The 25,266-nt window shown below is 59.9% G+C and carries 27 protein-coding genes; 13 read left to right on the plus strand and 14 right to left on the minus strand.

The features are described 5' to 3' along the window. Positions 1 to 14: 14 nt before the first annotated feature. Positions 15 to 326, minus strand: coding sequence for a DUF962 domain-containing protein (locus ASE98_RS10745; protein ID WP_060541344.1), 312 nt, complete (start codon positions 324 to 326; stop codon positions 15 to 17). 160 nt (positions 327 to 486) lie between these two features. On the opposite strand from ASE98_RS10745, the gene ASE98_RS10750 reads away from it, so the two are divergent. After that, complete coding sequence (locus tag ASE98_RS10750) at positions 487 to 1,548, plus strand: AraC family transcriptional regulator (protein WP_082457519.1); 1,062 nt, start codon at positions 487 to 489, stop codon at positions 1,546 to 1,548. Here the strand turns inward: ASE98_RS10750 and ASE98_RS10755 are convergent. Further along, positions 1,505 to 2,959 (minus strand): TrkH family potassium uptake protein, encoded by a 1,455-nt coding sequence (locus ASE98_RS10755; protein ID WP_060541346.1) that lies wholly within the window; start codon positions 2,957 to 2,959, stop codon positions 1,505 to 1,507. The two genes, ASE98_RS10750 and ASE98_RS10755, sit on opposite strands and share 44 nt — an antisense overlap. A gap of 121 nt (positions 2,960 to 3,080) precedes the next feature. On the opposite strand from ASE98_RS10755, the gene ASE98_RS10760 reads away from it, so the two are divergent. After that, positions 3,081 to 3,647: an NAD(P)H nitroreductase gene (locus ASE98_RS10760; RefSeq protein WP_060541347.1), complete on the plus strand. Its 567-nt coding sequence runs from the start codon at positions 3,081 to 3,083 to the stop codon at positions 3,645 to 3,647. A gap of 114 nt (positions 3,648 to 3,761) precedes the next feature. On the opposite strand, the gene ASE98_RS10765 is transcribed toward ASE98_RS10760, so the two are convergent. From ASE98_RS10765 to ASE98_RS10790, 6 genes are all read right to left on the minus strand, one after another. Further along, the gene (locus tag ASE98_RS10765) at positions 3,762 to 5,096 is read right to left on the minus strand and encodes a sensor histidine kinase (protein WP_060541348.1); all 1,335 of its coding nucleotides are present in this window, start codon (positions 5,094 to 5,096) and stop codon (positions 3,762 to 3,764) included. Positions 5,097 to 5,301: 205 nt separating this feature from the next. Then, complete coding sequence (locus ASE98_RS10770; protein ID WP_060541349.1) at positions 5,302 to 5,739, minus strand: Spy/CpxP family protein refolding chaperone; 438 nt, start codon at positions 5,737 to 5,739, stop codon at positions 5,302 to 5,304. 166 nt (positions 5,740 to 5,905) lie between these two features. Continuing rightward, on the minus strand, positions 5,906 to 6,583 hold the full coding sequence (locus tag ASE98_RS10775) for a response regulator transcription factor (RefSeq protein ID WP_060541350.1): 678 nt from the start codon (positions 6,581 to 6,583) through the stop codon (positions 5,906 to 5,908). A 7-nt stretch (positions 6,584 to 6,590) separates the two neighbouring features. Then, positions 6,591 to 7,004, minus strand: a complete 414-nt coding sequence (locus ASE98_RS10780) for a hypothetical protein (protein WP_060541351.1) — start codon at positions 7,002 to 7,004, stop codon at positions 6,591 to 6,593. Positions 7,005 to 7,114: 110 nt separating this feature from the next. Beyond that, a complete protein-coding gene (locus ASE98_RS10785) occupies positions 7,115 to 7,414 on the minus strand; it encodes a YciI family protein (protein WP_060541352.1) in 300 nt (99 codons plus the stop codon). Between the two features lies 1 nt (position 7,415). Next, positions 7,416 to 8,012: a septation protein A gene (locus ASE98_RS10790; protein ID WP_060541353.1), complete on the minus strand. Its 597-nt coding sequence runs from the start codon at positions 8,010 to 8,012 to the stop codon at positions 7,416 to 7,418. Positions 8,013 to 8,099: 87 nt separating this feature from the next. Here ASE98_RS10790 and ASE98_RS10795 point away from each other — a divergent pair, with 87 nt between their 5' ends. The 7 genes from ASE98_RS10795 (at position 8,100) to arfB (ending at position 15,736) form a co-directional block, all read left to right on the plus strand. After that, positions 8,100 to 8,963: a PHP domain-containing protein gene (locus ASE98_RS10795; RefSeq protein ID WP_060541354.1), complete on the plus strand. Its 864-nt coding sequence runs from the start codon at positions 8,100 to 8,102 to the stop codon at positions 8,961 to 8,963. Positions 8,964 to 8,976: 13 nt separating this feature from the next. After that, a complete protein-coding gene (locus ASE98_RS10800) occupies positions 8,977 to 9,606 on the plus strand; it encodes an L-threonylcarbamoyladenylate synthase (RefSeq protein WP_156465490.1) in 630 nt (209 codons plus the stop codon). Between the two features lie 120 nt (positions 9,607 to 9,726). Next, on the plus strand, positions 9,727 to 10,425 hold the full coding sequence (locus tag ASE98_RS10805) for a segregation and condensation protein A (protein ID WP_177336966.1): 699 nt from the start codon (positions 9,727 to 9,729) through the stop codon (positions 10,423 to 10,425). Positions 10,426 to 10,436: 11 nt separating this feature from the next. Further along, a complete protein-coding gene (gene scpB / locus ASE98_RS10810; protein ID WP_060541357.1) occupies positions 10,437 to 11,414 on the plus strand; it encodes an SMC-Scp complex subunit ScpB in 978 nt (325 codons plus the stop codon). 285 nt (positions 11,415 to 11,699) lie between these two features. Further along, on the plus strand, positions 11,700 to 12,911 hold the full coding sequence (gene rluB / locus ASE98_RS10815; protein WP_060541358.1) for a 23S rRNA pseudouridine(2605) synthase RluB: 1,212 nt from the start codon (positions 11,700 to 11,702) through the stop codon (positions 12,909 to 12,911). Between the two features lie 766 nt (positions 12,912 to 13,677). After that, positions 13,678 to 15,099 carry an amino acid permease gene (locus tag ASE98_RS10820; RefSeq protein ID WP_060541359.1) on the plus strand — a complete coding sequence of 474 codons (1,422 nt, stop codon included), beginning with the start codon at positions 13,678 to 13,680 and terminating at the stop codon, positions 15,097 to 15,099. A gap of 223 nt (positions 15,100 to 15,322) precedes the next feature. Then, on the plus strand, positions 15,323 to 15,736 hold the full coding sequence (gene arfB, locus ASE98_RS10825) for an alternative ribosome rescue aminoacyl-tRNA hydrolase ArfB (RefSeq protein ID WP_060541360.1): 414 nt from the start codon (positions 15,323 to 15,325) through the stop codon (positions 15,734 to 15,736). Here arfB and ASE98_RS10830 read toward each other — a convergent pair. The 6 genes from ASE98_RS10830 to phhA form a co-directional block, all read right to left on the minus strand. Then, positions 15,733 to 16,932 (minus strand): MFS transporter, encoded by a 1,200-nt coding sequence (locus tag ASE98_RS10830; protein WP_060541361.1) that lies wholly within the window; start codon positions 16,930 to 16,932, stop codon positions 15,733 to 15,735. The two genes, arfB and ASE98_RS10830, sit on opposite strands and share 4 nt — an antisense overlap. 99 nt (positions 16,933 to 17,031) lie before the next feature. Continuing rightward, positions 17,032 to 17,217 carry a hypothetical protein gene (locus ASE98_RS10835; protein ID WP_060541362.1) on the minus strand — a complete coding sequence of 62 codons (186 nt, stop codon included), beginning with the start codon at positions 17,215 to 17,217 and terminating at the stop codon, positions 17,032 to 17,034. Positions 17,218 to 17,290: 73 nt separating this feature from the next. Further along, entirely contained in the window at positions 17,291 to 17,422 is a 132-nt protein-coding gene (locus ASE98_RS27480; protein WP_256352728.1) for a hypothetical protein, read from the minus strand. 303 nt (positions 17,423 to 17,725) lie between these two features. Next, a complete protein-coding gene (locus tag ASE98_RS10840; protein WP_060541363.1) occupies positions 17,726 to 18,919 on the minus strand; it encodes an amino acid aminotransferase in 1,194 nt (397 codons plus the stop codon). Continuing rightward, positions 18,919 to 19,275, minus strand: coding sequence for a 4a-hydroxytetrahydrobiopterin dehydratase (locus ASE98_RS10845; RefSeq protein ID WP_060541364.1), 357 nt, complete (start codon positions 19,273 to 19,275; stop codon positions 18,919 to 18,921). The genes ASE98_RS10840 and ASE98_RS10845 overlap by 1 nt, the downstream gene beginning before the upstream one ends. Positions 19,276 to 19,379: 104 nt before the next feature. Continuing rightward, entirely contained in the window at positions 19,380 to 20,171 is a 792-nt protein-coding gene (gene phhA / locus ASE98_RS10850) for a phenylalanine 4-monooxygenase (RefSeq protein WP_060541365.1), read from the minus strand. Positions 20,172 to 20,574: 403 nt separating this feature from the next. On the opposite strand from phhA, the gene ASE98_RS10855 reads away from it, so the two are divergent. From ASE98_RS10855 to napA, 4 genes are all read left to right on the plus strand, one after another. Next, the gene (locus ASE98_RS10855) at positions 20,575 to 22,134 is read left to right on the plus strand and encodes a sigma-54-dependent transcriptional regulator (protein WP_060541366.1); all 1,560 of its coding nucleotides are present in this window, start codon (positions 20,575 to 20,577) and stop codon (positions 22,132 to 22,134) included. Between the two features lie 155 nt (positions 22,135 to 22,289). Next, positions 22,290 to 22,457 (plus strand): periplasmic nitrate reductase, NapE protein, encoded by a 168-nt coding sequence (locus ASE98_RS10860; RefSeq protein WP_060541367.1) that lies wholly within the window; start codon positions 22,290 to 22,292, stop codon positions 22,455 to 22,457. Between the two features lie 43 nt (positions 22,458 to 22,500). Then, on the plus strand, positions 22,501 to 22,767 hold the full coding sequence (locus tag ASE98_RS10865; RefSeq protein WP_060541368.1) for a chaperone NapD: 267 nt from the start codon (positions 22,501 to 22,503) through the stop codon (positions 22,765 to 22,767). Beyond that, entirely contained in the window at positions 22,758 to 25,262 is a 2,505-nt protein-coding gene (gene napA / locus ASE98_RS10870) for a nitrate reductase catalytic subunit NapA (protein WP_060541369.1), read from the plus strand. The genes ASE98_RS10865 and napA overlap by 10 nt, the downstream gene beginning before the upstream one ends. Positions 25,263 to 25,266 lie beyond the last annotated feature (4 nt).

The raw sequence follows: 25,266 nt of genomic DNA on the forward strand, positions 1-25,266 counted from the left end.
GTGACGCAGGGTGACTAGAACGGAACACGCCCCAGAATCATGTCCCGGTACATGACGAAATCACCGAGCAGGCTGTAGAGGGGATGTTGAAAGGTTGCCGGGCGGTTTTTCTCGAAGAAGAAGTGTCCGACCCAGGCAAAGCTGTAGCCTGCCACTGGCAAGATCCACAACAGCGTCCATGCACCACGGCCAATGGTCAGCGCCAGAATAAATATGACCAGGGTGGTGCCGATAAAGTGCAATCGTCGGCAGGTACTGTTGCTGTGTTCGCTGAGGTAGTACGGGTAGAACTCAGCGAAGCTGTTGAATCGTTTGATGTTTTCCACGACTGCGATCTCTGTGGTTATTGTTCTGACGGCAAGTTGTTCTGCGGGAAGCTTATTTGAGTCTAGAGTGATCATTGGTGCCAGCCAGTGACAATAGGCGCCACTTTAGTATCCTTCGCAAATCAGCCGCGTCAGACGGCACAACCAGACAGTAACCGCCATGAGCGAACGAACGACTTCTGCAAGCTGGGCGATGGGGATTGTAAAAGCGCTGGAGATGGAGGGCCTGGACTGCCGGGTTCTGTTTAGACAGCTAGGGCTCGACTACGCGGCACTGGACGATCCGGATGCGCGCTTCACGCAAGATTCCATGACGCGGCTGTGGCAACGTGCGGTCGAGTTGTCCGGCAACCCGGCCATTGGCCTGAACATGGGCAAGGTAGTGCGCCCGGCCTCTTTCCATGTGGCCGGTTATGCATTGATGTCCAGCCAGACCCTGGCCGCAGGTTTCGAGCGGCTGGTGCGCTATCAGCGGATCATTGCTGAAAGCGCCGATTTGAGTTTTCGCCTGGTGGATGAGGGTTACGCGCTGATTCTGACGGTCCACGGCGATCACCTGCCGCCCACCCGACAAAGCGCCGAAGCGTCGCTGGCCTGTGCCTTGGCGCTGTGCGGCTGGTTGACGGGGCGTACGCTGCAACCGCGAAAAGTCATGTTTCAGGGCAGCGAACCGGCCAATCCGGAACCGTACAAACTTGCCTTCCATGCGCCGCTGGTGTTCAACGCGCCTTACGATGCGTTGATTTTCGAACGTGCGGACATGGAAGCACCGCTACCGACTGCAAACGAGGCCATGGCGTTGCTGCATGACCGGTTTGCCGGTGAATACCTGGCACGCTTTTCCGAAAGCCGGGTGACCCACAAGGCGCGACAGGTGCTGTGTCGACTGTTGCCCCAGGGCGAGCCCAAGCGCGACACCGTGGCACAGACGTTGCACCTGTCCCAGCGCACCTTGCAGCGCCGCTTGCAGGAAGAGGGCACGAGTTTTCAGATCCTGCTCGACGACACCCGACGTGAACTGGCCGAGCAATACCTCGCACAGCCGAATATGACCCTGCTGGAGATTGCCTATTTGCTGGGGTTTGCCGATCCGAGCAATTTCTTTCGTGCATTCCGGCGCTGGTTCGACGCCACACCCGGTGAGTTCCGGATGCGGCTGATGCAGGCGCCAGCGGTTGTCAGTGACGCCAAAACGCCGGAATACACAGCACGAACACCGTAATGATCTCCAGTCGGCCGAGCAGCATGCCGAACGAGAGAATCCACTTGGCGGCATCCGGCAGAGTGGCGAAATTGCCCGCCGGGCCTATCGTCTCGCCCAGCCCGGGGCCGACACCGGACACGGTACTGGCCGCGCCCGTGAGTGCGGTCATCCAGTCGACGCCAAGCAGCGAAAGCAACAATGCGATCACGCAGATGGTGATGGCGAAGAAAAATGAAAAGGTCAGGATCGAGCGCACGATCTCTTCATCGAGGCGGTGCCCGTTGTACTTCTGCTTGATCACCGCGCGGGGGTGAATCAGCTGGTTAAGGTTGGCCTTGAGCAGGATATAAGCGACCTGGAAACGGAAAATCTTGATACCACCGGCCGTCGAACCGGAACAACCACCGACAAAACCCAGATAAAAGAACAACATCAGCGAGAAGTTACCCCACAGGCTGTAGTCCCCCAGGGCGAAGCCGGTGGTGGTGACCACCGAAGTCACGTTGAACGCCACGTGCCGCAGAGCCTCCAGCCAGTGCAGCTGGGTGGTCCACCAGTACCAGGTGCCGAGCACCAGCCAGGTGACCAGCAGCATGCCGAGCAAGCCTTGTACCTGCTGGTCCTTGATCAGAGCACGCCGGTTGCCACGCATGGTCGCCACGTACAGGGTGAACGGCAGGCTGCCAAGAATCATGATGACGATCGCCACCCAGTGCACGGCGGGTTGAGTCCACTTGGCCATGGACTGGTCGGAGGTGGAAAAGCCGCCGGTGGAAATGGCTGACATCGCGTGGTTGATGGCATCGAAGGGGCTCATCCCGGCCCACCAGAGCGCCAGGCTGCCGAGAATGGTGATGCCGACGTAGGCCACCACGATCAGGCGCGCCACCATGTGTGAGCGGGGCATGACCTTTTCCGAGCGGTCCGACGACTCGGTCTGAAACAGCCGCATGCCGCCGATGCGCAGCAGTGGCAGGATCGCGACCGCCATGCCGATAAAGCCGATGCCGCCGATCCAGTGCAACAATGAGCGCCACATCAGAATACCCGGGGACATATTGTCCAGGCCCGTGAGCACGGTCGCCCCCGTGGCGGTGATGCCGGACATGCTTTCAAAGAAAGAGTCGGTGTAGCTGATGTGCTGGGTCAACAGGAACGGCAGCGCGGCGAAGATACACACTACCAGCCAACTGCTGACGGTCAGCAGGTACATGTCCCGCGGACGCAGGTGCACATGGTCGGGACGCCCCGGTATGACCAGCGCCAGCCCGGCAACAAAGGTAATCATGCTCGCCCAGAGGAACGAAGGCAGGTCGCTGGTGCGGTCGAAAACGACCAGCGTGGCCATGGGCACGACCATGGCGATCGCCAGCGTGACCAAGAAGATGCCGATGATGAAACCAATGATCCGTAAGGTCGGCAACGCCATGAAGTCCGCTCGGGCTGAAATAGGGAAGGGCGCCATTCTACCCGCGAGGCAGGCCATGTAAACCGCACTGCAACGGTAGTTACAGCTAGAATAGCTGCACAATTTTTTCTGGAGGTGGCCGATGCAGGCTCTCGACGCTTTGCTCAACCGTGTTTCCGTTCCCCGACTGCTCGATCCGGCCCCCACCGCCGAGCAGCGCGAAGTGCTGTTTGCCGCTGCCATGCGTGCACCGGATCACGGCCACTTGCAGCCTTGGCGCTTCCTTACGGTAGAAGGTGCAGCGCGCGAGCAAATGGGCGAGTTGCTCGCCGAAGCGGCGAAGTTGCAGGACGGCGAAGTCACTGAAGCGGCGATCGACAAGGCGCGAAACGGCCCTCTGCGGGCACCGCTGGTGGTGGTCGTGATCGCGCGGGTGCAGGAGCACGTCAAGTATCCGAAGTCCGAGCAACTGTTGGCAGCCGGCTGTGCGGCCCACGGGATTTTGCTGGCCGCCTATGCGCAGGGTATCGGAGCGGTGTGGCGTACGGGTGATCTGGCCTATTCGCCGCACGTGGCCAAGGGGTTGGGACTGGCCGAAGGGGAAGAGGTGATTGCGTTTCTGTACCTTGGCACGCCGCAGAAAGAACCGCGGGTGGCGGAGAAGGTTGATCTGGCCGAGTTTGTCAGCGCCTGGCCAGGTAGTCGCTAAGCCCACAATTCCCTGTGGGAGCGGGCATGCTCGCGAATGCGGTGTGTCAGATAACGATGAATGCGGCTGACGCACCGCATTCGCGAGCAAGCCCGCTCCCACAAGGGATCAGGGTTAAACGATAGTGCCGGGTACCAATGGCAACTCCAGGCTGGCGATGAAGCCGCCTTCCGAATGATTGGCCAGCACCAGGCTGCCGCCATGGCGCTCCGCCGCCCGCCGGGCGATGGCCAGGCCCAGGCCATGCCCTGCGGTTGTCTGGCCGGGGGCGCGATAGAACGGCTCCCCTAGTTGATTCAAATACTCTTTCCCGACGCCAGGCCCATGGTCGCGCACGCTGACCACAATTCGCTCGCCCTGCCGCGAAGCCTGCATCTCGATTGCCTGCCCCACCGGGTTGAAGCGCTGGGCGTTGCGCAGCAGGTTGTCGACCGCCCGCTCAATCATGGTCGGCCAGCCGGTGAGATTCAGCTGCGGCTCGGCCTTCAGTTCGACGCTTTGCTCCGGCGAACTCAGTTGTGAATCCTTTTGCAGGTTGCCCAGCAGCGCATTGAGGTCGACCGGTTCAGCACTGGCATTATCGGAATCGACCCGTGCCAGCACCAGGATTTCGCTGATCAGCGCCTCCAGCCGGTCGCATTCGCGGGTCAGGCGCGGCCAGAGTTGTTCCCGTTCCTGCGGACCGGCCCGTTCCGCCAGGGCCAGGGCAATGCGCAGACGGGCGAGGGGCGAGCGCAGTTCATGGGACACATCGCGCAGCAATTGCCGCTGGCTGCCGATCAGACTTTGCAGGCGTGCGCCCATGCGGTTGAAGTCGTTGGCCAGGACGCCGAACTCGTCCCGGCGACTGGCCAGTTTGACCAGACTGTTCTGTTGATAGGTGGTTTGCCCGAGGTCGTGCACCGCACCGCGCAGGCGGCTGAGCGGGCGGGTGATGGAAAAGGTCACCAGCAGACTGAACAGGGTCAGTACCACCAAGGCGATCCCAAGTGCACTGAGCGGCCACAGCAGGCTTTCACGGTGCCATGCATCCAGTTCCGGATGGCGGATGCGATAGATCAGCAGGTAGGTGTCACCGGTTTTTTCGCTGGTGTACTCATCGGTCAGACGCCGCCATGGCAGGCGCCGGTCGTCGCTGTTCTGCCTGGCTTCAAATGCCGCAGCGCGCCGTGGGAAGGTGCCGCGCACCACCGGGTCACCGCTTTCGTTGAGCACCTGAACGTCGAAGTGATAATCGCGCTTGCGCTGCTCAAGAATGGCCTGGGCGGCTTCCTCGCCCTGGGATTCATAGGTTTGCGTCCATTGTTCGGCCAGGGTGTTGAGGCCGGGGTGGCGACTGAGGATCCACGCGTCCTGGTTGAGCATGTGCCCGAGCAGTATGGAAAGCCCTGCGACCAGAGCGATGGCCAGCCAGAAGCTGGCCAGGATTCGCCAGAACAGTGAACGCACAGAAAATCCTCGAATAAAGACAGACGGCTAACCACTATCAATCTGACCCAAATCCATGTGGGAGCGGGCTTGCTCGCGAAAGCGGAGTGTCAGGCGACATCATTACTGCCAGATACTCCGCTTTCGCGAGCAAGCCCGCTCCCACATTTTGATTGAGTGGCATCAGACCCAACGGTTATCGACCATTGGGTCCGGGATCAACGCATTATTGCGCTTTTTGCGGCTGTTGCGCTTTCCACGCTTTGAATTCGGCCCATTCTGCGCGACGTTCAGCCCGTTTTTTCTGGATTTCGTCGAATTTCTTCTGTTGATCCGGTTTCAACAGGGCACGGACGTCGGCTTCGGCTTTCTGGTGCTTGGCCGCCATCTCGTCTTTCAGGGCTTTCTGGTCGGCCGGCGAGAGTTTTTCCAGGTACTTGTCGACCAGTTGCTTACGCTCATGCATCTGCTCGCCCATGATCTTGCGGATCTGCTCGCGCTGTTCGCGGCTCAGGTCCAGTTGGCTGTACGGGCCTTTACCGTGCATGCCGTGCATCTGACCGCCGTGGTGCGCACCATCCATCGGGCCCGCGCCTTCAGGCATGGCCATGGCAACGGTCGGCAGGGCAGCAGCGAACATCAGAGCGATAAGAGTCTTGCGCATGGTGTATCTCCTTGTCTCATTCCCGGTACGTTCCGGATGAGTTCAGATTACGCAGATCAAGGTCAGCCGCGGTCAGCGAAGCGTAAAGCTTAGGTAAAGACGGCTTTCCATCGAGCTGACAAAACTGACGAATCCTGTAGGGACCGCGTAGTGTCAGACTCAGGTTTTAGAGGCTGTAGTAGTAACCACGGCTACGCAAGGCGACGATACGCGCACGCCCGTCAGGGTGCGGGCCGATCTTTTTGCGCAGGTTGCTGACGTGCATGTCCAGGCTGCGGTCGTACAGGGTCAGCTTGCGGCCGAGGGCGATTTGCGCCAGTTCCTGTTTGTCCAGGGGCTCGCCGGGCTGCTTGAGCAAAGCTTCCAGAATACGGCTTTCGGAGACGGTGAGGGTGAATTCCTGGTTGTCGATACTGACTACGCCGCGCACCGGGCTGAAGCACAAGTCGCCCAGTTCGATCTGGCTGGACACCGCCGCGGGGTGACTGCGGCGCAGCACCGCACGCAAGCGAGCGGTCAGTTCCCGCGGGTCGCAGGGTTTTGCCAGGTAATCGTCGGCACCAAGTTCCAGGCCGAGGATACGGTCCAGGGGTTCGCCCCGGGCGGAAAGCATCAACACCGGCAAGTCCGGGTGATCGCTGCGCAGTTGCTTGAGCAGTTCCAGGCCGCTGCCATCGGGCAGCATCACATCCAGCACCACCGCCGCCGGGGAGGTTTCGGCCAGCGCCCGACGGGCGCTCTGGCCGTCATGGCAGGCGCGTACCTGAAAACCTTCCTGGCTCAGCCAGGTGACCAGAAGCTCGCACAGCTCCTGGTCATCATCAATAAGTAACAGCTCGCTCATGACTCACTCAATTTAGCCATTGTCGACGTCTTCGATTGGCCCCACTGGCGAAAATACCGCACAGCAGAGCTGTCAGTGCTACTGCGGCGCCGATGACGAACCATTGTTGCTGGTCGGTCAACAAGCGTGGCAACGGGTTGCTGGCCTGGATTTCCTTGAGTTGCAGTTTCAGGCGCTGATTGTCCTGGCGCAACCGGGCCAGCAGGGCGCTTTCACGTTCACCATCGGCAGTTTGCAATTGTTTGCTCAGATCTTCTCGTTGCCGTTCGCTTTCTTTCAAGCGCTGTTGCAACTCGTTGATCTGGCTGCCAGCGCTCAGAGACAGCGGCGTTGAATTGCCGCCTTCGTCGCTTTCTTCACCGTGGGCGGGCGCCACGACCGACAACGTGACCAACATCAGACACAACGGACCTTTGCGCATCGCGACTCCTGGTTCCAATACAAGTATTGGGCAGTTTGTCGGCCGGCAAACGGGAATGATGAGCGATTGAGAGCGCGATGAACCCATAAGGTTCATCGCGAGGGGAAAAATTACGGCAGGACTTGCTTGAACGGCTTGACCAGAACATTGGCGTAGACGCCTGCAGCGATATACGGGTCGGCGTCGGCCCAGTCCTTTGCGGCGCTCAGGGAATCGAACTCGGCAACGATCAGGCTGCCGGTGAAACCCGCTGCGCCTGGATCATTGCTGTCGACCGCCGGGTGCGGGCCGGCCAGTACAATGCGGCCTTCGCCCTTGAGAACCTGCAGACGCTCAAGGTGCGCAGGTCGTGCGGCCAGGCGGGCTTCCAGGGAGTTGGCGACGTCTGTGGCAATAATTGCGTAAAGCATGTCAGTCCTCGGTTTTTGGCGTGGTGGTTTCGCTATCGTGCAGATGACGGGACAGGTAGATGCCCTGGCCGATCAGGAACAGCAGGGTCATGCCCAGGCTGCCGAAGACCTTGAAGTCGACCCAGTAGCTCTGGAAGGTGAACGCGACGAACAGATTGGCGGCACCGCAAAACAGGAAAAACACGATCCAGGCGATGTTCAGGCGCGTCCACACCGGCTCCGGCAGGGTCAGGGCGTGGCCCATGATGCGCTTGATCAGCAGTTGATCACCGATGAAGTGACTGCCGATGAAGCCCAGGGCAAACAGCCAGTTGACCACCGGGGCTTTCCATTTCAGGAAAGTCTCGCTGTGGAACGCCAGGGTCAGGCTACCGAAGACCAGGCAGGCGATGAGGGTCAGCCACTGGCTCTTCTCCAGCTTGCGCTGCTTGAAGAACAGGGCGCCGTAGACCACCAGTGAGCTGATGATGAGCATCGCCGTGGCACTGTAGATACCGCCTACAGTGACCTCGTGACCGGCAATGTCGACGACGCGTGGATCGGTTTTGAAAACGATGAAAAACAGCAGGAGCGGGATGAAATCGATGAATTGTTTCACAGTGGCAGCCAGAAGCAGGATGTGTCGGCATAATAACAAACATATGGGCGCGCGATAGCGCCAGCTGATTTGAGGTTACAAAGCCCCGTGAATGTTGATTTGCACTGCCATAGCACGGCCTCCGACGGCGCCTTGGCGCCTGCGGTACTGGTTGCGCGTGCGTTCGAGAAAGGCGTGCGAGTCCTGGCCTTGACCGATCACGACACCCTGGAAGGCCTTGCCGAGGCGCGCTGCGCCGCGATCGGGCTGGGGATGCAACTGGTCAACGGCGTCGAACTGTCCTGCACCTGGGGCGGCGCGACCATCCATGTGCTGGGTTACGGTTTTGACGTCAACGCCGAACCGTTGGTCGAGGCAATCGGCAAATTGCACGATGGCCGCTGGCTACGGTCGGAAGAGATAAGCCGCAAACTGGCGCTCAAGGGCATGCCGGGTGCGCTCGACGGCGCCCGACAGATCCAGCAGGCGCTGGGCGACAGTGGAAATGCACCGGCGCGCCCGCACTTCGCCGACTGGATGGTGCGTGAAGGTTTCGTCAAGGATCGCGCCGAAGCGTTCCGCAAATGGCTGGGTGCCGGCAAACTGGGCGACGTCAAGCAGCACTGGCCGACCCTGGAGGAAACCGTCGAAACCCTGCGCGCGGCGAAAGCCTGGGTCAGCCTGGCGCACCCGTGGCATTACGATTTCACTCGCAGCAAGCGTCGCCGCCTGATTGCCGACTATATTCAAGCAGGGGGCCACGCGATCGAAGTGGTCAATGGCCATCAGCCCGCCGAGCAAGTGGGCAGCCTGGCCATTCTTGCTCGCGAGTTCGGTCTGCTGGTCAGCGCCGGCAGTGATTTTCATGGCCCAGGGGGCTGGTCGGAGATCGGTGAATACCGCCCGCTCCCGGAGGATCTGCCACCTTTGTGGTGTCGATTCAAACATGACCCAATTATTGCCGCCGTCTGAACAGGTAGAGAATGTGAGTCAATTTTTCCAGATTCATCCGGAAAACCCGCAAGCGCGCCTGATCAAACAGGCGGTTGAGATCATCCGCAACGGCGGGGTGGTGATTTATCCCACCGACTCTTCCTACGCCATTGGTTGCCAGATCGGCGACAAGAACGCCGTGGATCGCGTGCGCCGTTTGCGCGGGCTGGATGAAAAGCACAACTTCACGCTGATTTGCAGCGACCTGTCGCAACTGGGGTTGTTCGCCAAGATCGACACCGGCACCTTTCGCTTGCTCAAGGCTCACCTGCCTGGCCCCTACACCTTCATTCTCAACGCCACCCGCGAAGTCCCGCGGCTGTTGCTGCACCCGAAAAAACGCACCATCGGCCTGCGGGTGCCAAGCCATCCAATTGCCCTGGCGCTGCTCGAACAGCTCGGCGAACCGCTGATGAGCGTGACCCTGATCCTGCCCGGTGATAGCGAGCCGCTGACGGACCCGTACGAGATGCGTCAGTTGCTCGAACATCAGGTCGACCTGATCATCGACGGCGGTTACGGCGGGATCAAGGCGTCCACCGTGATCAACCTCGCCGATGGCGAGCCGGAAGTGATTCGCGTCGGTTGCGGCGACCCTGCGCCGTTCATGGCCGAGGCCTAGATGTCCGCAGTAGAACCCGTCGACAGTCAGGCCGGAGCCCAGCAAGAGCTGCCCTTCGCCATGGTCTATGGCCAGGCAGTCCTGGAAATGCCGCTGGACCTGTACATCCCGCCGGATGCGCTGGAGGTGTTTCTCGAAGCCTTCGAAGGCCCGCTGGACTTGCTGCTGTATCTGATCCGCAAACAGAACATCAATATCCTCGACATCCCGGTGGCGGAAATCACCCGTCAGTACATGGGCTATGTCGAGCTGATGCAGTCGGTGCGCCTGGAGCTGGCCGCCGAGTACCTGGTGATGGCCGCGATGCTGGCCGAGATCAAGTCGCGCATGCTGCTGCCCCGGGCCGAAACCGTCGAGGAAGAAGAGGACGACCCGCGCGCCGAATTGATCCGCCGCTTGCAGGAATACGAGCGCTTCAAGGCCGCTGCCGAAGGCATTGATGGCCTGAGCCGGGTTGGTCGCGACGTGGTGGTGCCCAAGCTCGATGCCCCCGAAGCCCGGGTGCGCAAGCTGTTGCCGGATGTACGTCTGTCCGAACTGTTGCTGTCCATGGCCGAGGTACTGCGCCGTGGCGACATGTTTGAAAGCCATCAGGTCAGCCGCGAGGCACTGTCGACGCGCGAACGCATGAGTGACGTGCTGGAGCGGCTCAAGGGCGGCGGTTTTGTGCCCTTCGTCGAGCTGTTCACCGCTGAAGAGGGGCGGCTGGGGGTGGTGGTCACCTTCATGGCGGTCCTCGAGCTGGTCAAGGAATCCCTGGTCGAACTGGTGCAGAATGAGCCGTTCGCGGCGATCCATGTGCGAGCCCGAGCCGAATAACGAGTTGAATCATGAACCTGACTGAACCCCGCGAGCTGGCGCCATTGCTTGAAGCCTTTCTGTTGGCCTCGGGAAAGCCGCAATCCCTGGAAAGCCTGTTCGAACTCTTCGAAGAAGGCGAACGGCCGGAGCCGCCGGTTTTCAAGAAGGCCCTGACGATTCTGGCCAAGTCCTGCGATGGCCGCGCTTTTGAACTCAAGGAGGTGGCCTCGGGTTATCGCCTGCAGATTCGCGAGAAGTTTTCACCCTGGGTCGGACGCCTGTGGGAGGAGCGCCCGCAGCGATATTCGCGCGCCATGCTCGAAACCATGGCCCTGATTGCCTATCGCCAACCGATCACCCGGGGCGAGATCGAAGACGTGCGCGGTGTGGCGGTCAACAGCAACATCGTCAAAACCCTGATGGAGCGCGAATGGATCCGCATCGTCGGCTACCGCGATGTGCCCGGCAAACCGGCGATGTTTGCCACCACCAAGGCGTTTCTCGATCACTTCAACCTGAAAAACCTCGACGATCTGCCGCCGCTGGCCGAACTGCGCGAGTTGGAGCCTGATCCGGTGCTCGATTTCGACGACGCGCCGGTGCCGGCAGCGCTGCAAGAATTGGCGGACGCCAGCGCCGAACCGGAAGAGCCCAAGGAAGAAACCAGTTTCCATACGCTGTTGCTGGAACTGGACAGCATGGAGGAGGGGATCAAGACCGATTTCGATGATTTGTTGCGTGATGGGGTGGAGTCCGGAGCGGATTCGGAGCGTGCTGATATTCAGCCGGAAGCCGGGGTTGCGCCAATCGAGGCCGAGCCGGAACTTGAAAACGAGCCAGAGCCAGAGCCAGAAGACGACATCCTTGGCGTGGCCGAGGCCCGAGAAAAACTGCTCGCTGCTGTTGCTGCTCTTGAACAGCCCAAACCAGAGCTAAGCGATGAAGAGGCTGAAGCCCTGGCACTCGCCGAAGCCATCGAAGCCGAACGCCGCCAGTTCGAAGACTGATTGCAATGTTTGCGGCTTAGAAGATCCCTGTGGGAGCGGGCTTGCTCGCGAATGCGGTGGGTCAGTCAGCGACGATGGCGACTGGCACGGCCTCTTCGCGAGCAAGCCCGCACCCAGGGGATGTGATTGGCCATCACGATCACCGGTCGGCGGAAAAACCGTTAAGTCCCGTTTGATCAACTAGTCTCTGATGCGCAAACGCCCGCATGAGCGTATGATTCGCGACCCTTCGGCGATCCCTTCGCCCAAGTACCCAGTTTTCAGACCACACCGGGAGGTGCCCAGATGAGTATCAACGACCAGAAAGACGACCAGGAAATCGGCCCAGCAGGCGAAAAGCTGCAGAAAGTCCTCGCCCGTATCGGCGTCGGCTCGCGCCGTGACGTGGAAGCCTGGATCAGCCACGGCCGCATCAAGGTCAACGGCAAAGACGCCACCCTTGGCCAGCGCGTCGACATGCACGACGCCATCACCATCGATGGCAAGGTGATCAAGCGCGAAGAGGCTGCCGAGTCGGTGCGCCGCGTGATCATGTACAACAAGCCCGACGGCGAAATCTGCACCCGCGTCGACCCGGAAGGCCGCCCGACCGTGTTCGACAAGATGCCAAAGCCGAAAGAAGGCCGCTGGATCAACATCGGTCGCCTCGACATCAACACCACCGGTCTGCTGATGTTCACCACCGACGGTGAACTGGCCAACCGCCTGATGCACCCTTCCTACGAAATGGACCGTGAATACGCGGTACGTGTGCGTGGCGAAGTCGATGACGAGATGATCGAGCGCCTCAAAGCCGGCGTGGTCCTCGAAGACGGCCCGGCCAAGTTCACCGACATCAAGCAGGCGCCAGGTGGTGAAGGTTTCAACCACTGGTATCACTGCGTGGTGATGGAAGGTCGTAACCGCGAAGTTCGTCGCCTGTGGGAATCCCAGGGCCTGGTGGTCAGCCGCCTGAAGCGCGTGCGTTTCGGCCCGGTGTTCCTCAACTCCGACCTGCCGATGGGCCGCTGGCGCGAAATGAGCCAGTACGAAGTCGACATTCTGAGTGCCGAGGTCGGCCTGACGCCGGTCGCGATGCCGCAGATGAACGCCAAGAGCAAAGACAAGCTTGACCGGATGCAGCGCAAGTCGTCGCGTCCAATGGCCAAGACCGAGCGCGTGCGCACCCTGCGTCCGGCTGCCGGCGCTCCTGCCGCGCCACGTGCAAACCGTGAGCCGCAGATCGAAGGCGAGCGCCCGGGTCGCAAGCCAGCGGCCCGTCAAGACGGTGAGCGCGGCCCGCGTACGCCGCGTCCGGCCAATGGCCGTACCGAGCGTGGTGAAGGTCGTGGCACGCCAGTGGCGGATCGTCCAGCCGACACCAAGCGTCCGGCCAAGCCTGCGCCGAAGCGTCCGGGGATCAAGCTGGTCGACGGTGACAAGCCGTCGGGCAGCCGTCGTGGCGCACCGGCAGGTTCCGGCCAGCGTCCGGGCTTTGGTCGTCGCAAGCCAGAGTAATCGGTAAGCGCTTGATGAAAAACGCCAACCTTCGGGTTGGCGTTTTTTTTGGGCTGGTTTTAGTCCGGTAGTGTTTTTGAGGGCGCCTTCGCGAGCAAGCCCGCTCCCACAGTGGATCGCATTTATCCGTGCCGACCAGGTCTCCGGTGGGAGCGGGCTTGCTCGCGAAAGCGCCAGTCGCAGCACCAGAGATCCTGAAGTGGAAAGCCAAAATTACATACTGTAAATAATTCATGACGAAATTCACTGATTAACCCCATGAATTCGCCGACCACTCAATACTGTAAGAAAACTCTTACGCTTCATTGTCTTGCGTCCATCTCCCGCCGCTCTAACCCGCTTGTTTCCCCGCTCCATGCAAGGTGTCATGCGCGTCATGCCTGTCGTGCAGGTGCATAACAAAAAGGAGGCGCAATGAACGCCGTTACCTATCTAAATCTCTCTTCGGGGCGCGTGTTTTCTGGCGTCGCCGTCCATGATCCGCAAGGGTCAGACTCAGTTTTTGCAGCCGCCCGAGCCTCTCGTGGCGGACACAGGCAATCCCGGTAACAGATACGCTGATCCAGCGGCTCTGGCAGCAGGGGGTTACCGGTGTACAATGCGCCGCGTTTTACCTGTGACCTCCTGCGCACCTGCGCAAACATCGAGGCTATCCGCCTTTTTCACTCCGTCGCGTCACGAGCGCGTCGGGTTCGATTTCGTCACAGATAAAAACAAACAGGTGACGCATGACCGTTGTAAATACGTTGAACGTGAGGCCCCTTTAATGACTGGCCAAAACTCGCAATCAGGTGAGCTGAAACGCGGCCTGAAAAATCGCCACATTCAATTGATCGCCCTCGGTGGCGCGATCGGTACCGGCCTGTTCCTCGGCTCGGCCGGGGTACTGAAATCCGCCGGCCCGTCGATGATCCTCGGCTACGCCATCTGCGGCTTCATCGCCTTCCTGATCATGCGCCAGCTGGGCGAAATGATCGTCGAAGATCCGGTGGCCGGTTCCTTCAGCCACTTCGCGCACAAGTACTGGGGCGGTTTCGCCGGCTTCCTGTCGGGCTGGAACTGCTGGATTCTGTACATTCTGGTGGGCATGTCCGAACTGACCGCGGTCGGCAAATACATCCATTACTGGGCGCCGGATATCCCGACCTGGGCCTCCGCAGCGGCTTTCTTCGTGCTGATCAACTTGGTCAACCTGGCGAACGTCAAAGTCTTTGGCGAGGCCGAGTTCTGGTTCGCGATCATCAAGGTCGTGGCGATCGTCGGCATGATTGCACTGGGCAGCTACCTGCTGGTCAGCGGCAATGGCGGCCCGCAGGCAGCGGTCAGCAACCTTTGGTCCCACGGTGGTTTCTTCCCCAACGGTGTCTCGGGGCTGGTGATGGCCATGGCTTTCATCATGTTTTCCTTTGGTGGCCTGGAAATGCTCGGTTTCACCGCTGCCGAAGCTGACAAGCCGAAAACCGTGATCCCCAAAGCCATCAACCAGGTGATCTACCGGATTCTGATTTTCTACATCGGTGCCCTGGTCATCCTGCTGTCGTTGACCCCGTGGGACAGCTTGCTGGCCACCCTGAACGCCTCCGGTGATTCCTATAGCGGCAGCCCGTTCGTGCAAGTGTTCTCGATGCTGGGCAGCAACACCGCCGCGCACATCCTCAACTTCGTGGTCCTGACCGCTGCCTTGTCGGTGTACAACAGCGGCACCTACTGCAACAGCCGGATGCTCCTGGGCATGGCCGAGCAGGGCGACGCGCCGAAAGCGTTGGCGAAGATCGACAAGCGCGGCGTGCCGGTGCGTTCGATCCTGGCCTCGGCTGCCGTGACCCTGATCGCGGTGTTGCTGAACTACCTGATCCCGCACAGCGCGCTGGAACTGTTGATGTCGCTGGTGGTGGCTACCCTGGTGATCAACTGGGCGATGATCAGCTACTCGCACTTCAAGTTCCGCCAGCACATGAACAAGACCAAACAGACGCCGCTGTTCAAGGCCCTGTGGTACCCGTACGGCAACTACGTCTGCCTGGTGTTCGTGTTGTTCATCCTTGGCGTGATGCTGCTGATTCCGGGGATCCAGACATCGGTGTACGCGATTCCGGTGTGGCTGGTATTCATGTGGGTCTGCTACTGGTTCAAGAACAAGCGCAGTGCAGAGCGTGCGTTGCAGACTTCGGCTGCCATCGCCAAGTAACGCTTGATGCATAAACGACAAACCCGGCCATGTGCCGGGTTTGTCATTTATGGGATACATGCATAACCCTGTGGCAGCGGGCTTGCTCGCGAAAGCGGTTTAACCCCCAGCGTTCAAGTCGACTGACACTCTGCATTCGCGAGCAAGCCCGCTCCCACATCGGTCTGCATCAACGTTAGGCCATTCGCGGTATCCTGCACGCTCTGAATACGGACGCTTTTCCATGCTGGTGATTTCCAACAACGTGCATCTGCCCGATGCCGAGATCGAGTTGACCGCCATTCGCGCCCAGGGCGCCGGTGGGCAGAACGTCAACAAGGTCTCCAGCGCCGTGCACCTGCGTTTCGATATTCCGGCCTCGTCCTTGCCCGAGTTCTACAAGGAGCGCCTGCTGGCGCTGCGTGACAGTCGCATCACCAGCGAAGGGGTGCTGATCATCAAGGCCCAGCAATATCGGACCCAGGAGCAGAACCGGGCCGATGCCCTGGAGCGGCTGACCGAGCTGATTCTCAGCGCCACCAAGGTCGAGAAAAAACGCCGTCCGACCAAGCCGACCCTCGGCTCGAAGACCCGCAGGCTCGAATCCAAGAGCAAGCGCGGCAATATCAAGGCCGGGCGCGGCAAGGTCGACTTCTAGCGCGACGCGCGCGCTTCACGCTGGCTTGGCGCCTGTCGGTACAGATATACGCTCAGCATCAAGCCGCAAAACGCGGCGAGGGCGGCGAACAGGAAGATCGAAGCGAAACCGAACCCGGCTGCAATGGCCCCGGCCAGTGGCCCGGTGATCCCCAGCGACAAGTCGATGAACAGCGAGTACGCGCCGACGGCGGCACCACGGCTGGAGGCCGGGACCAGGTTGACGGCTTCCACCCCCAGCGCCGGAAACACCAGCGAAAAGCCGAAACCGCTCAGCGCCGCGCCCGCCAGCGCCCAATGCGCGTCCGGTGCCAGCCACAGCAACAGCAGTCCCAGGGTTTCCACTGACAGGCAGGCAATGGCGACGCGAAAGCCGCCGAGGCGGTTGATCAGGCTGCCGAACAGCAGGCGCGCGCCGATAAAACTGGCGCCGAACAGGCTCAGGCACAGCACCGCGTTGTCCCAGTGTTGAGTGGCGTAATACAGGGTGATGAAAGTGGCGATGGTGCCAAATCCGATGGAACCCAGGGCCAGGCCGCAACCGTGGGGGAAGACCCGCCCGAGCACGTGCATGAACGGCAGGCGTTCACCGGCCACGATCGGTGCGGCGGTTTTCGGCCAGGCCAGCAGCAGGCCGAGCACGGCCAGCAAGACAATGCTCACGCCCATGCTCCACAAGCCCAGTTGATGGACGATCAGCACGCCCAAAGGCGCGCCCACGGCCAGTGCACCGTAGCTGGCGATCCCGTTCCAGGAGATGACTTTGGCGGTATTCGCCGCGCCAACCCTGCCGATGCCCCAGCCGATCGAGCCCGAGCCCACCAGGCTTTCCGCGCTGCCCAATACCAGGCGGCCAATCAGCAGGCTGATCAGGCTCAGGGTCGGCAAGCTTTGGGTCCAGGCTGACAGCAGCATGAACACACCGCTCAGGCCGCAACCGGCCAGGCCATACATCACCGCCAGCTTGCTGCCCTTGTTGTCGATGATTTTCCCGGCATACGGGCGGCTGAGCAGGGTGGCCAGGTATTGCACGCTGATCACAAGGCCAGCGATCACCGCACCGAAACCCAGGTCGCTGTGGACGTAGCCTGGCAGTACAGCCAGGGGAATGCCGATATTCAGGTAACCGATAAAGGTGAACAGGACGATGGAGACGACTTGCAGCGTGACCGCCAGGGGGCGCCGGGTTTCTGACATGGGTAAAGGTCCACGGGACAGCAGGATAGATAGGCTGCTTATGATAACGGCGTGAACGCTTACCGGTCGTGCAAAAGTATAACTATTTACCGGATGGCATCAGTCGGGTTTGGCGGGAGCGACCAGTTGCGTGGTGACCAGGGCGGCCAGGGCATTTTCTTCAGTGCCGAAACGTGCGAGCAATGCGGCTTGTTTCTCAGGGGAGAGGCGATTCCAGATCTCGATCATTTTCTCGGCGGTGCCGATCAGAGCGCTGGCTTGAGCTTCGCTGAAGTCTTCGGTCATGGTAGGGCTCATGGTTCAGGCAGTGTGGAAAGCGCATGTTAGCGCTTTCCACACGGTCTGTACGGCGCGTTACTCAGTCTTCGCTGTCAGCCTGGCGACTGTCAGTGGCTTGTTTCGGCTCGGGCTGTTGGGCGCCGGCTTGTTGCGTGGTTGTCTGCTCAGTTTCGTGCAGGCTTGGGAAGGGGAGATTAGGGATCTCGTGCATAGTCGCGCTCCTCGCTAAGTCTGTTGATAGATCTGGTAGATCCGCGCTTTGAAAAAAGCATGGGCAGGATACAGCAGTAAAAATGACAAACGGACTTTTATATCCATTAGTTTCGACGGATGGGATTGTCTAGACAGGTCAGCAGGAGCAACGCTCACCCACTGTGGCGAGGGGGCTTGCCCCCGTTCGGTCGCGAAGCGGCCGCCGTTTTACCCGACAGGTATCGGCTGCTGGATGTGGGGCTGCTGAGCAGCCCAACGGGGGCAAGCCCCCTCGCCACAGGGGGGCGGCCAGTGCTTTAAATTACTTGCAGACTTCGGCGATTGCTTCGGCCAGCAGATCCAGGCGCGTCGCATCTATCCCGGCCACGTTTGCACGGCCAGTGCCGACCATGTACACGCTGTGATGATCGCGCAGCTGTTTGACCTGCTCCGGCGACAAACCGGTGTAGGAGAACATTCCGCGCTGCACACCAATATGCGCAAAGCGCTCGCGCAAGCCGTGAGGTTCCAGTGCTTCGACCAGACCGCTGCGCAATTGGGCGATACGCAAGCGCATGGCTTCCACTTCGTCAGCCCAGAGACTTTTCAGCTCCGGGTCGCCGAGGATGGTTGCGACTACCGCAGCCCCGTGATCCGGCGGCGTCGACCACAGGTTGCGGGCGATGTTGGCTAGTTGGCTGCGGATATCCAGCAGTTTCTCGGCGGTTTTCGCGCAGACAATCAATGCGCCGGTGCGATCACGGTAGAGCCCGAAATTCTTCGAGCAGGAACTGGTGATCAGCACTTCCGGTAGTTCGGCGGCGAACAACCGGGTCGACCAGGCGTCCTGTTCCAGGCCATCGCCGAAACCCTGGTACGCGAAGTCGATCAGCGGCACCAGATCCCGATGGCGCACCACTTCCAGCACCCGGCGCCAGTCGTCATGGGACAAATCGAAACCGGTCGGGTTGTGGCAGCAGGCGTGCAGCAACACCACATCGCCTTTGGGCGCTTCGTTGAGCGCTGCCAGCATGGCTTCAACGTCGAGGCGGTTGTCACTGCCGACATAGGGGTAGTGGTTAACCTTGAGCCCGGCCGTGGCGAAAATGGTTTCGTGAATCGGCCAGGTCGGATTGCTCAGCCACACACCACGCCCCGGCAGGCACTGGGCGATGAAATCCGCGCTCAGGCGCAGCGCACCGGTACCGCCCGGCGTCTGGGTGGCGCCGGCCCGTTGTTCGGCGATCAGCGCAGAGTCGGCGCCAAGCACCAACGCATTGATGACTTTGCCAAACGCCGGCTCTCCGTGACCGCCGATGTAGGTCTTGGTGGCCTGACGATCAACCAGACGCTGTTCGGCAATCTTCACCGCCTGGGGAATCGGCGTCAGGCCCAGGGCGTCTTTGTAGACGCCCACGCCAAGGTCAAACTTGCGCGGGTTTGTGTCCTGCGCATACGCCTCCATCAACCCCAGAATCGGGTCGCCAGGTACTCGACCGATGGCGTCGAAATGCATTATTTGCGGCCCTCGGCGTCCTTGGCCACTTCGTCGGTGCGCGCGGCCATGATGAAGTCGTTGCGGTGCAGGCCCTTGATCGAGTGGCTCCACCAGGTGACGGTGACTTTGCCCCACTCGGTCAGCAGGCCCGGGTGGTGACCTTCGGCCTCGGAGATTTCACCGACGGCGTTGGTGAACGCCAGCGCGTGCTTGAAATTCTTGAACAGAAAAACCTTTTCGAGCTGCATCACGCCATCGCGCACTTCGATGTTCCAGTCCGGGATCTGTTTGATCAGTACCGGCAGTTCTTCGTCGCTCACTTGAGGGGCGTCGGCGCGGCAGGCTTCGCAATGGGCTTGGTTCAATGTGGACATGATGTTTTCCTGAAATCTAATAATGGGAAATCGGCCATCAGTAACACCACGCTAAAGCAAAGCGTCGGTTCCTGACAGGTTCACTTGATTTTAAAAGCAGCGGATCACGCCGCTTTTGGTTTTGGCGGAAATTTAGGTGCGTGCAGACCCATCTGCATCGCTTGCTTGACCATGCCCATGATGTCTTCGTGGGCCAGGTCGAACAGGCGCTTGAGGTTCGGCAGAACGAAATACAACGGCTGCAGGATGTCGATGCGATAGGGCGTGCGCATGCATTCCAGCGGATTGAACGCCTGATGCTCAGGCTCGTCCGAGAGGCAGTACACGGTTTCTTTCGGTGAAGACAGAATGCCGCCGCCGTAGATGCGCTGGCCTTGCGGGGTATCGACCAGGCCGAACTCGATGGTCATCCAGTACAGGCGCGCCAGGTAGACGCGCTCCTCTTTGGAGGCCTTCAGACCCAGTTTGCCGTAGGTGTGGGTGAACTCGGCGAACCACGGGTTGGTCAGCAGCGGGCAGTGGCCAAAAATCTCGTGGAAAATATCCGGTTCCTGCAGGTAATCCAGCTCTTGGCGGGTACGAATAAAGGTCGCCACTGGAAACTGCTTGCTGGCCAGCAATTCGAAGAAAGTCTGGAAGGGAATCAGTGCCGGTACCCGGGCAACCTGCCAGCCGGTGGTTTCACCGAGGACTTTGTTGATTTCGCCGAGTTGAGGAATGCGGTCGTGGGGCAGACCGAGTTTTTCGATACCGTCCAGGTATTCCTGGCACGCACGCCCTTCGATCACTTTCAGTTGACGAGTGATCAGCGTGTTCCACACCGCGTGTTCTTCGGCGGGGTAGTCGATAAAACCATGCGCATCGGGCTCGCGAGCCACGTATTGCGTCTGCTTCATGCTGCTCTCCTGCTAGGGGATTTCGTTCTTGTTATGTGCTGCTATGGACCTAGGAATACCCCAAGGATTGCGTTGTTGCAGCAGGTGATTCGTGGTGTGCGTAGGAAAATTCGCTGATATTTGTAAAGTTTTCGTTACGAAGCGGCCGGGGTCGCGCAGCTATTGAGTGTTTCTAGTTTGAAAAACGCTTTGTCTGTCACATAATCTTGACGACTATTTGGGTGCTTCTGCAGAAATCTCCGCCTCAAAGGCGCCGCCGCCCCCTGTGGGAGCGGGCTTGCTCGCGAAAGCGGTCTGTCTGATACATCAATGTTGGCTGCGTCTAAGCCTTCGCGAGCAAGCCCGCTCCCACAGGGGGCTGCGCCAGGCATCAACTCCATCACCGCTTTTTCGGGTCTTTCATATGCGTATCAAAGTCCACTGCCAGAACCGCATCGGCATCCTGCGCGACATTCTCAACCTGCTGGTGGAATACGGCATCAATGTCGCTCGCGGCGAGGTGGGCGGAGAGCATGGCAACGCCATCTATCTGCATTGCCCGAACCTGATCAACATCCAGTTTCAGGCGTTGCGCCCCAAGTTCGAAGCGATCGCCGGGGTCTTCGGCGTCAAGCGCGTAGGCCTGATGCCCAGCGAACGCCGACACATGGAGCTCAATGCGCTGCTCGGCGCCCTGGAGTTTCCGGTGCTGTCGATCGACATGGGCGGCTCCATCGTTGCGGCTAACCGTGCGGCGGCGCAACTGCTCGGGGTGCGGGTCGACGAAGTGCCGGGGATTCCCTTGTCGCGTTATGCCGAGGATTTCGATTTGCCGGAGCTGGTGCGCGCCAATAAATCGCGGATCAACGGGCTGCGGGTCAAGGTCAGGGGCGATGTGTTTCTCGCCGATATCGCGCCACTGCAGTCAGAGCATGACGACAGCGAAGCCATGGCGGGTGCGGTGCTGACCTTGCACCGTGCCGACCGCGTCGGCGAGCGCATTTATAACGTGCGCAAGCAGGAGCTGCGCGGCTTCGACAGTATTTTTCAGAGTTCGAAAGTCATGGCCGCAGTGGTGCGCGAGGCGCGGCGGATGGCACCGCTGGATGCGCCGCTATTGATAGAAGGCGAAACCGGCACCGGCAAGGAATTGCTCGCGCGCGCCTGTCATCTGGCCAGCCCGCGCGGACAGTCACCCTTGATGGCGCTCAATTGCGCCGGACTGCCGGAGTCCATGGCCGAGACCGAGCTGTTCGGATACGGGCCTGGTGCCTTCGAGGGCGCGCGTGCCGAAGGCAAGCTCGGGCTGCTTGAGCTGACGGCGGGCGGCACACTGTTTCTCGATGGCGTGGGGGAAATGAGCCCGCGCCTGCAGGTGAAATTGCTGCGCTTCCTGCAGGACGGTTGCTTCCGTCGGGTGGGCAGTGATGAAGAGGTCTACCTCGATGTGCGCGTGATCTGCGCGACCCAGGTCGACCTGTCCGAATTGTGCGCCCGGGGCGAGTTTCGTCAGGACCTGTATCACCGTTTGAACGTGTTGTCGCTGCACATCCCACCGTTGCGCGAGTGCCTCGACGGTTTGCCACCTCTGGTCGAGCACTTCCTCGACCAGGCCAGCCGGCAGATTGGCTGCCCGCTGCCCAAGCTCGCCCCGGCGGCCATGGAGCGGCTCAGTCACTACCACTGGCCAGGTAACGTGCGGCAGCTGGAGAACGTGTTGTTCCAGGCGGTTTCCCTGTGCGACGGCGGCACGGTCAAGGCCGAGCACATTCGTTTGCCGGATTATGGTGTGCGCCAGCCCCTTGGCGATTTTTCCCTGGACGGTGGGTTGGACGAGATCGTCGGGCGTTTCGAGAAGGCGGTGCTGGAACGGCTGTATTCGGAACATGCCAGTAGCCGCTTGCTCGGCAAGCGACTGGGCGTCTCTCATACAACGATTGCCAACAAGTTGCGCGAATATGAAATAGGCAAACTTGAGCGTTGAGGAAATATTTAATTAAGAGCTGTTACTAGATGCTAGTGATTCACTAGTGATTCCAGTTCCTATTTAAGCAGTTACCCCCTGCCATTGATCCAAATCATGGAAGTTACCCAATAGGCCATCTATGCTCTTCTCAACGTTTGGCAGGAGCGCTGACCATGTCATCAATGGATGACTCTACCCGGCGAGTTCGCAAAGAAACTCGCCTGTTCTATTTCCTGATCATCGTCCTGTTTCCACTGTTATCGGTGGCGATAGTCGGTGGTTACGGCTTTTTCGTCTGGTTTCTGCAAATGCTCCTCGGTCCGCCAGGCCCCCCAAACTGAAACTGATCGTCATCTATCTCTAATTCAGCAGAGAGTCCGGGTCATGGAAAAGACGCTGCACATTGCCAGTCTGGTAGTACATGCCCGTCCGGCCCTGTTCGAAGCAGTGAAAGCCAACCTGCGTTTGCTCACGGGCGTCGAGCTTCACCAGGAAAGCCCCGCCGGCAAATTGGTGGTAGTGCTGGAAACCGAACACGAAAGCCAGATTCTTCAGCGAATCGACCAGATCAATCGCTTGCCAGGCGTGCTCAATGCGGCCCTGGTTTATCACGAGATTCTCGATATAACGGGAGAAAGCACATGCCTATGACGCGGCGAGAGTTTGTCAAAGTCCAGGCGGCCGGGATCGCGGCTGCCGCTGCGGGCCTCCCGGTGTTTACCTCTGCCAGCAACCTGATCACCGAACAAGACATGGCGACCCTGGACTGGAACAAAGCGCCCTGTCGATTTTGCGGCACCGGTTGCAGCGTCATGGTGGCGACCAAGGACAATAAGGTTGTTGCAACCCACGGTGACGTAAAAGCCGAGGTCAATCGCGGGTTGAACTGCGTCAAAGGCTACTTTTTATCCAAGATCATGTACGGCGTGGATCGGCTGACCCAGCCGCTGTTACGCATGACCAATGGGCAATATGACAAACAAGGCGAGTTTCACCCGGTGTCCTGGGAACAGGCGTTCGATGTAATGGAGTTGAAGTACAAGGAGGCGCTGAAGAACAAGGGCGGGGAATCCGTCGCCATGTTCGGTTCCGGACAGTGGACGGTCTGGGAAGGCTACGCGGCTAACAAGTTGATGAAGGCGGGGTTTCGCTCCAACAACATCGACCCCAATGCACGCCATTGCATGGCCTCGGCGGTCATGGGGTTCATGCGCACTTTTGGTATCGATGAGCCAATGGGTTGTTATGACGATATCGAGGTCACCGATGCGTTCGTCTTGTGGGGTTCAAACATGGCGGAAATGCATCCGATTCTTTGGAGTCGGGTGACCGATCGGCGGTTGAGCCAGCCGAATGTGAAAGTGGCGGTGCTCTCTACGTTCGAACACCGCAGTTTTGAACTGGCCGACATTCCGATGGTGTTCAAGCCGCAGACGGACCTGCTCATTCTCAATTACATCGCCAATCACATCATTGAAAGCGGTTCGGTCAACAAAGACTTCGTCAGCAAACACACCAAGTTCGCCAAAGGCACCGATGACATCGGCTACGGTTTGCGTGCCGATAATCCGCTGGAGATGAAAGCCAAGAATGCCGACAAGGCGAACACCTGGACCGACATCGACTTCGAGCAGTTCGCTGCTTTCGTAAAGCCCTACACCCTTGAGCGCACCGCGAAGGAAACCGGCGTACCAGCCGAGCGCCTCAAGGCATTGGCCGAACTGTACGCCGACCCCAAGCGCAAGGTGGTTTCGTTCTGGACCATGGGTTTCAACCAGCACACCCGCGGTGTTTGGGCCAACAACCTGATCTACAACATCCACCTGCTGACCGGGAAAATCAGCGAGCCTGGCAACAGTCCGTTCTCCCTGACGGGCCAGCCTTCGGCCTGCGGGACGGCACGTGAAGTGGGCACGTTCTCCCATCGCTTGCCGGCCGACCTGGTGGTCACCAACCCGGCGCACCGCGCCACCGCGGAAAAAATCTGGAAACTCCCGGCGGGCACCATCAAGGAAAAGGTCGGGTTCCACGCCGTGCAGCAAAGTCGCATGCTCAAGGACGGCGTGCTCAATGTGTACTGGACCATGGCCAGCAATAACATGCAGGCCGGGCCCAACATCATGCAGGAAGTATTGCCGGGTTGGCGCAACCCGGAGAACTTCGTGGTGGTGTCGGATGTGTATCCCACCGTCTCGGCACAGGCGGCCGATCTGATTTTGCCAACGGCAATGTGGGTGGAGAAAGAGGGCGCGTACGGCAACGCAGAGCGGCGTACGCAGTTCTGGCATCAACTGGTCTCGGCGCCGGGTGACGCCAAGTCGGACCTCTGGCAATTGGTCGAGTTTTCCAAACGCTTTAAAACCGACGAAGTCTGGCCGCAGGAGCTGTTGGCCAGTTCACCGCAATACCAGGGCAAGACCCTGTATGAGGTGCTGTTCAAGAATGGCCAGGTCGATCAGTTCCCGGTGGAACAAATGGCGCAGGGCTACCAGAACGACGAGGCCCGGGATTTCGGTTTCTACCTGCAAAAAGGCCTGTTCGAAGAATATGCCCAGTTCGGCCGTGGACATGGTCATGACCTGGCGCCTTTTGATCGTTATCACTCCGAGCGCGGCTTGCGCTGGCCCGTCGTCGAAGGCAAGGAAACGCTCTGGCGCTTCCGCGAAGGCTACGACCCGTATGTCGAGAAGGGCAGTGGCGTGCAGTTCTACGGCTACCCCGACAAGAGAGCGATCATCTTCGCACTGCCTTACGAGCCTCCTGCAGAAGCCCCGGACGCGGACTTCCCGTTCTGGCTGAGCACCGGTCGGGTGCTTGAACATTGGCACACCGGGACCATGACCCAGCGTGTCGAGGAGCTCCATAAAGCGATCCCCGATGCGCTGGTCTACATGCACCCGGCCGATGCCAGGGCCTTGAATGCCCGGCGTGGCAGCGAAGTGAAGCTGATCAGTCGGCGCGGCGAGATGCGTGCGCGGATTGAAACCCGGGGGCGCAACAAGCCGCCCCAAGGCCTGGTGTTCGTGCCGTTTTTCGATGCCAACAAGCTGATCAACAAAGTCACGCTTGATGCAACGGACCCGATCTCAAAACAGACCGATTACAAGAAATGCGCGATCAGGATTGAGTTGATCGCGACGGCATAAGGAG

It is taken from the genome of Pseudomonas sp. Leaf48 (genome assembly GCF_001421885.1).
In the GTDB taxonomy this organism is placed as follows: Bacteria; Pseudomonadota; Gammaproteobacteria; order Pseudomonadales; family Pseudomonadaceae; genus Aquipseudomonas.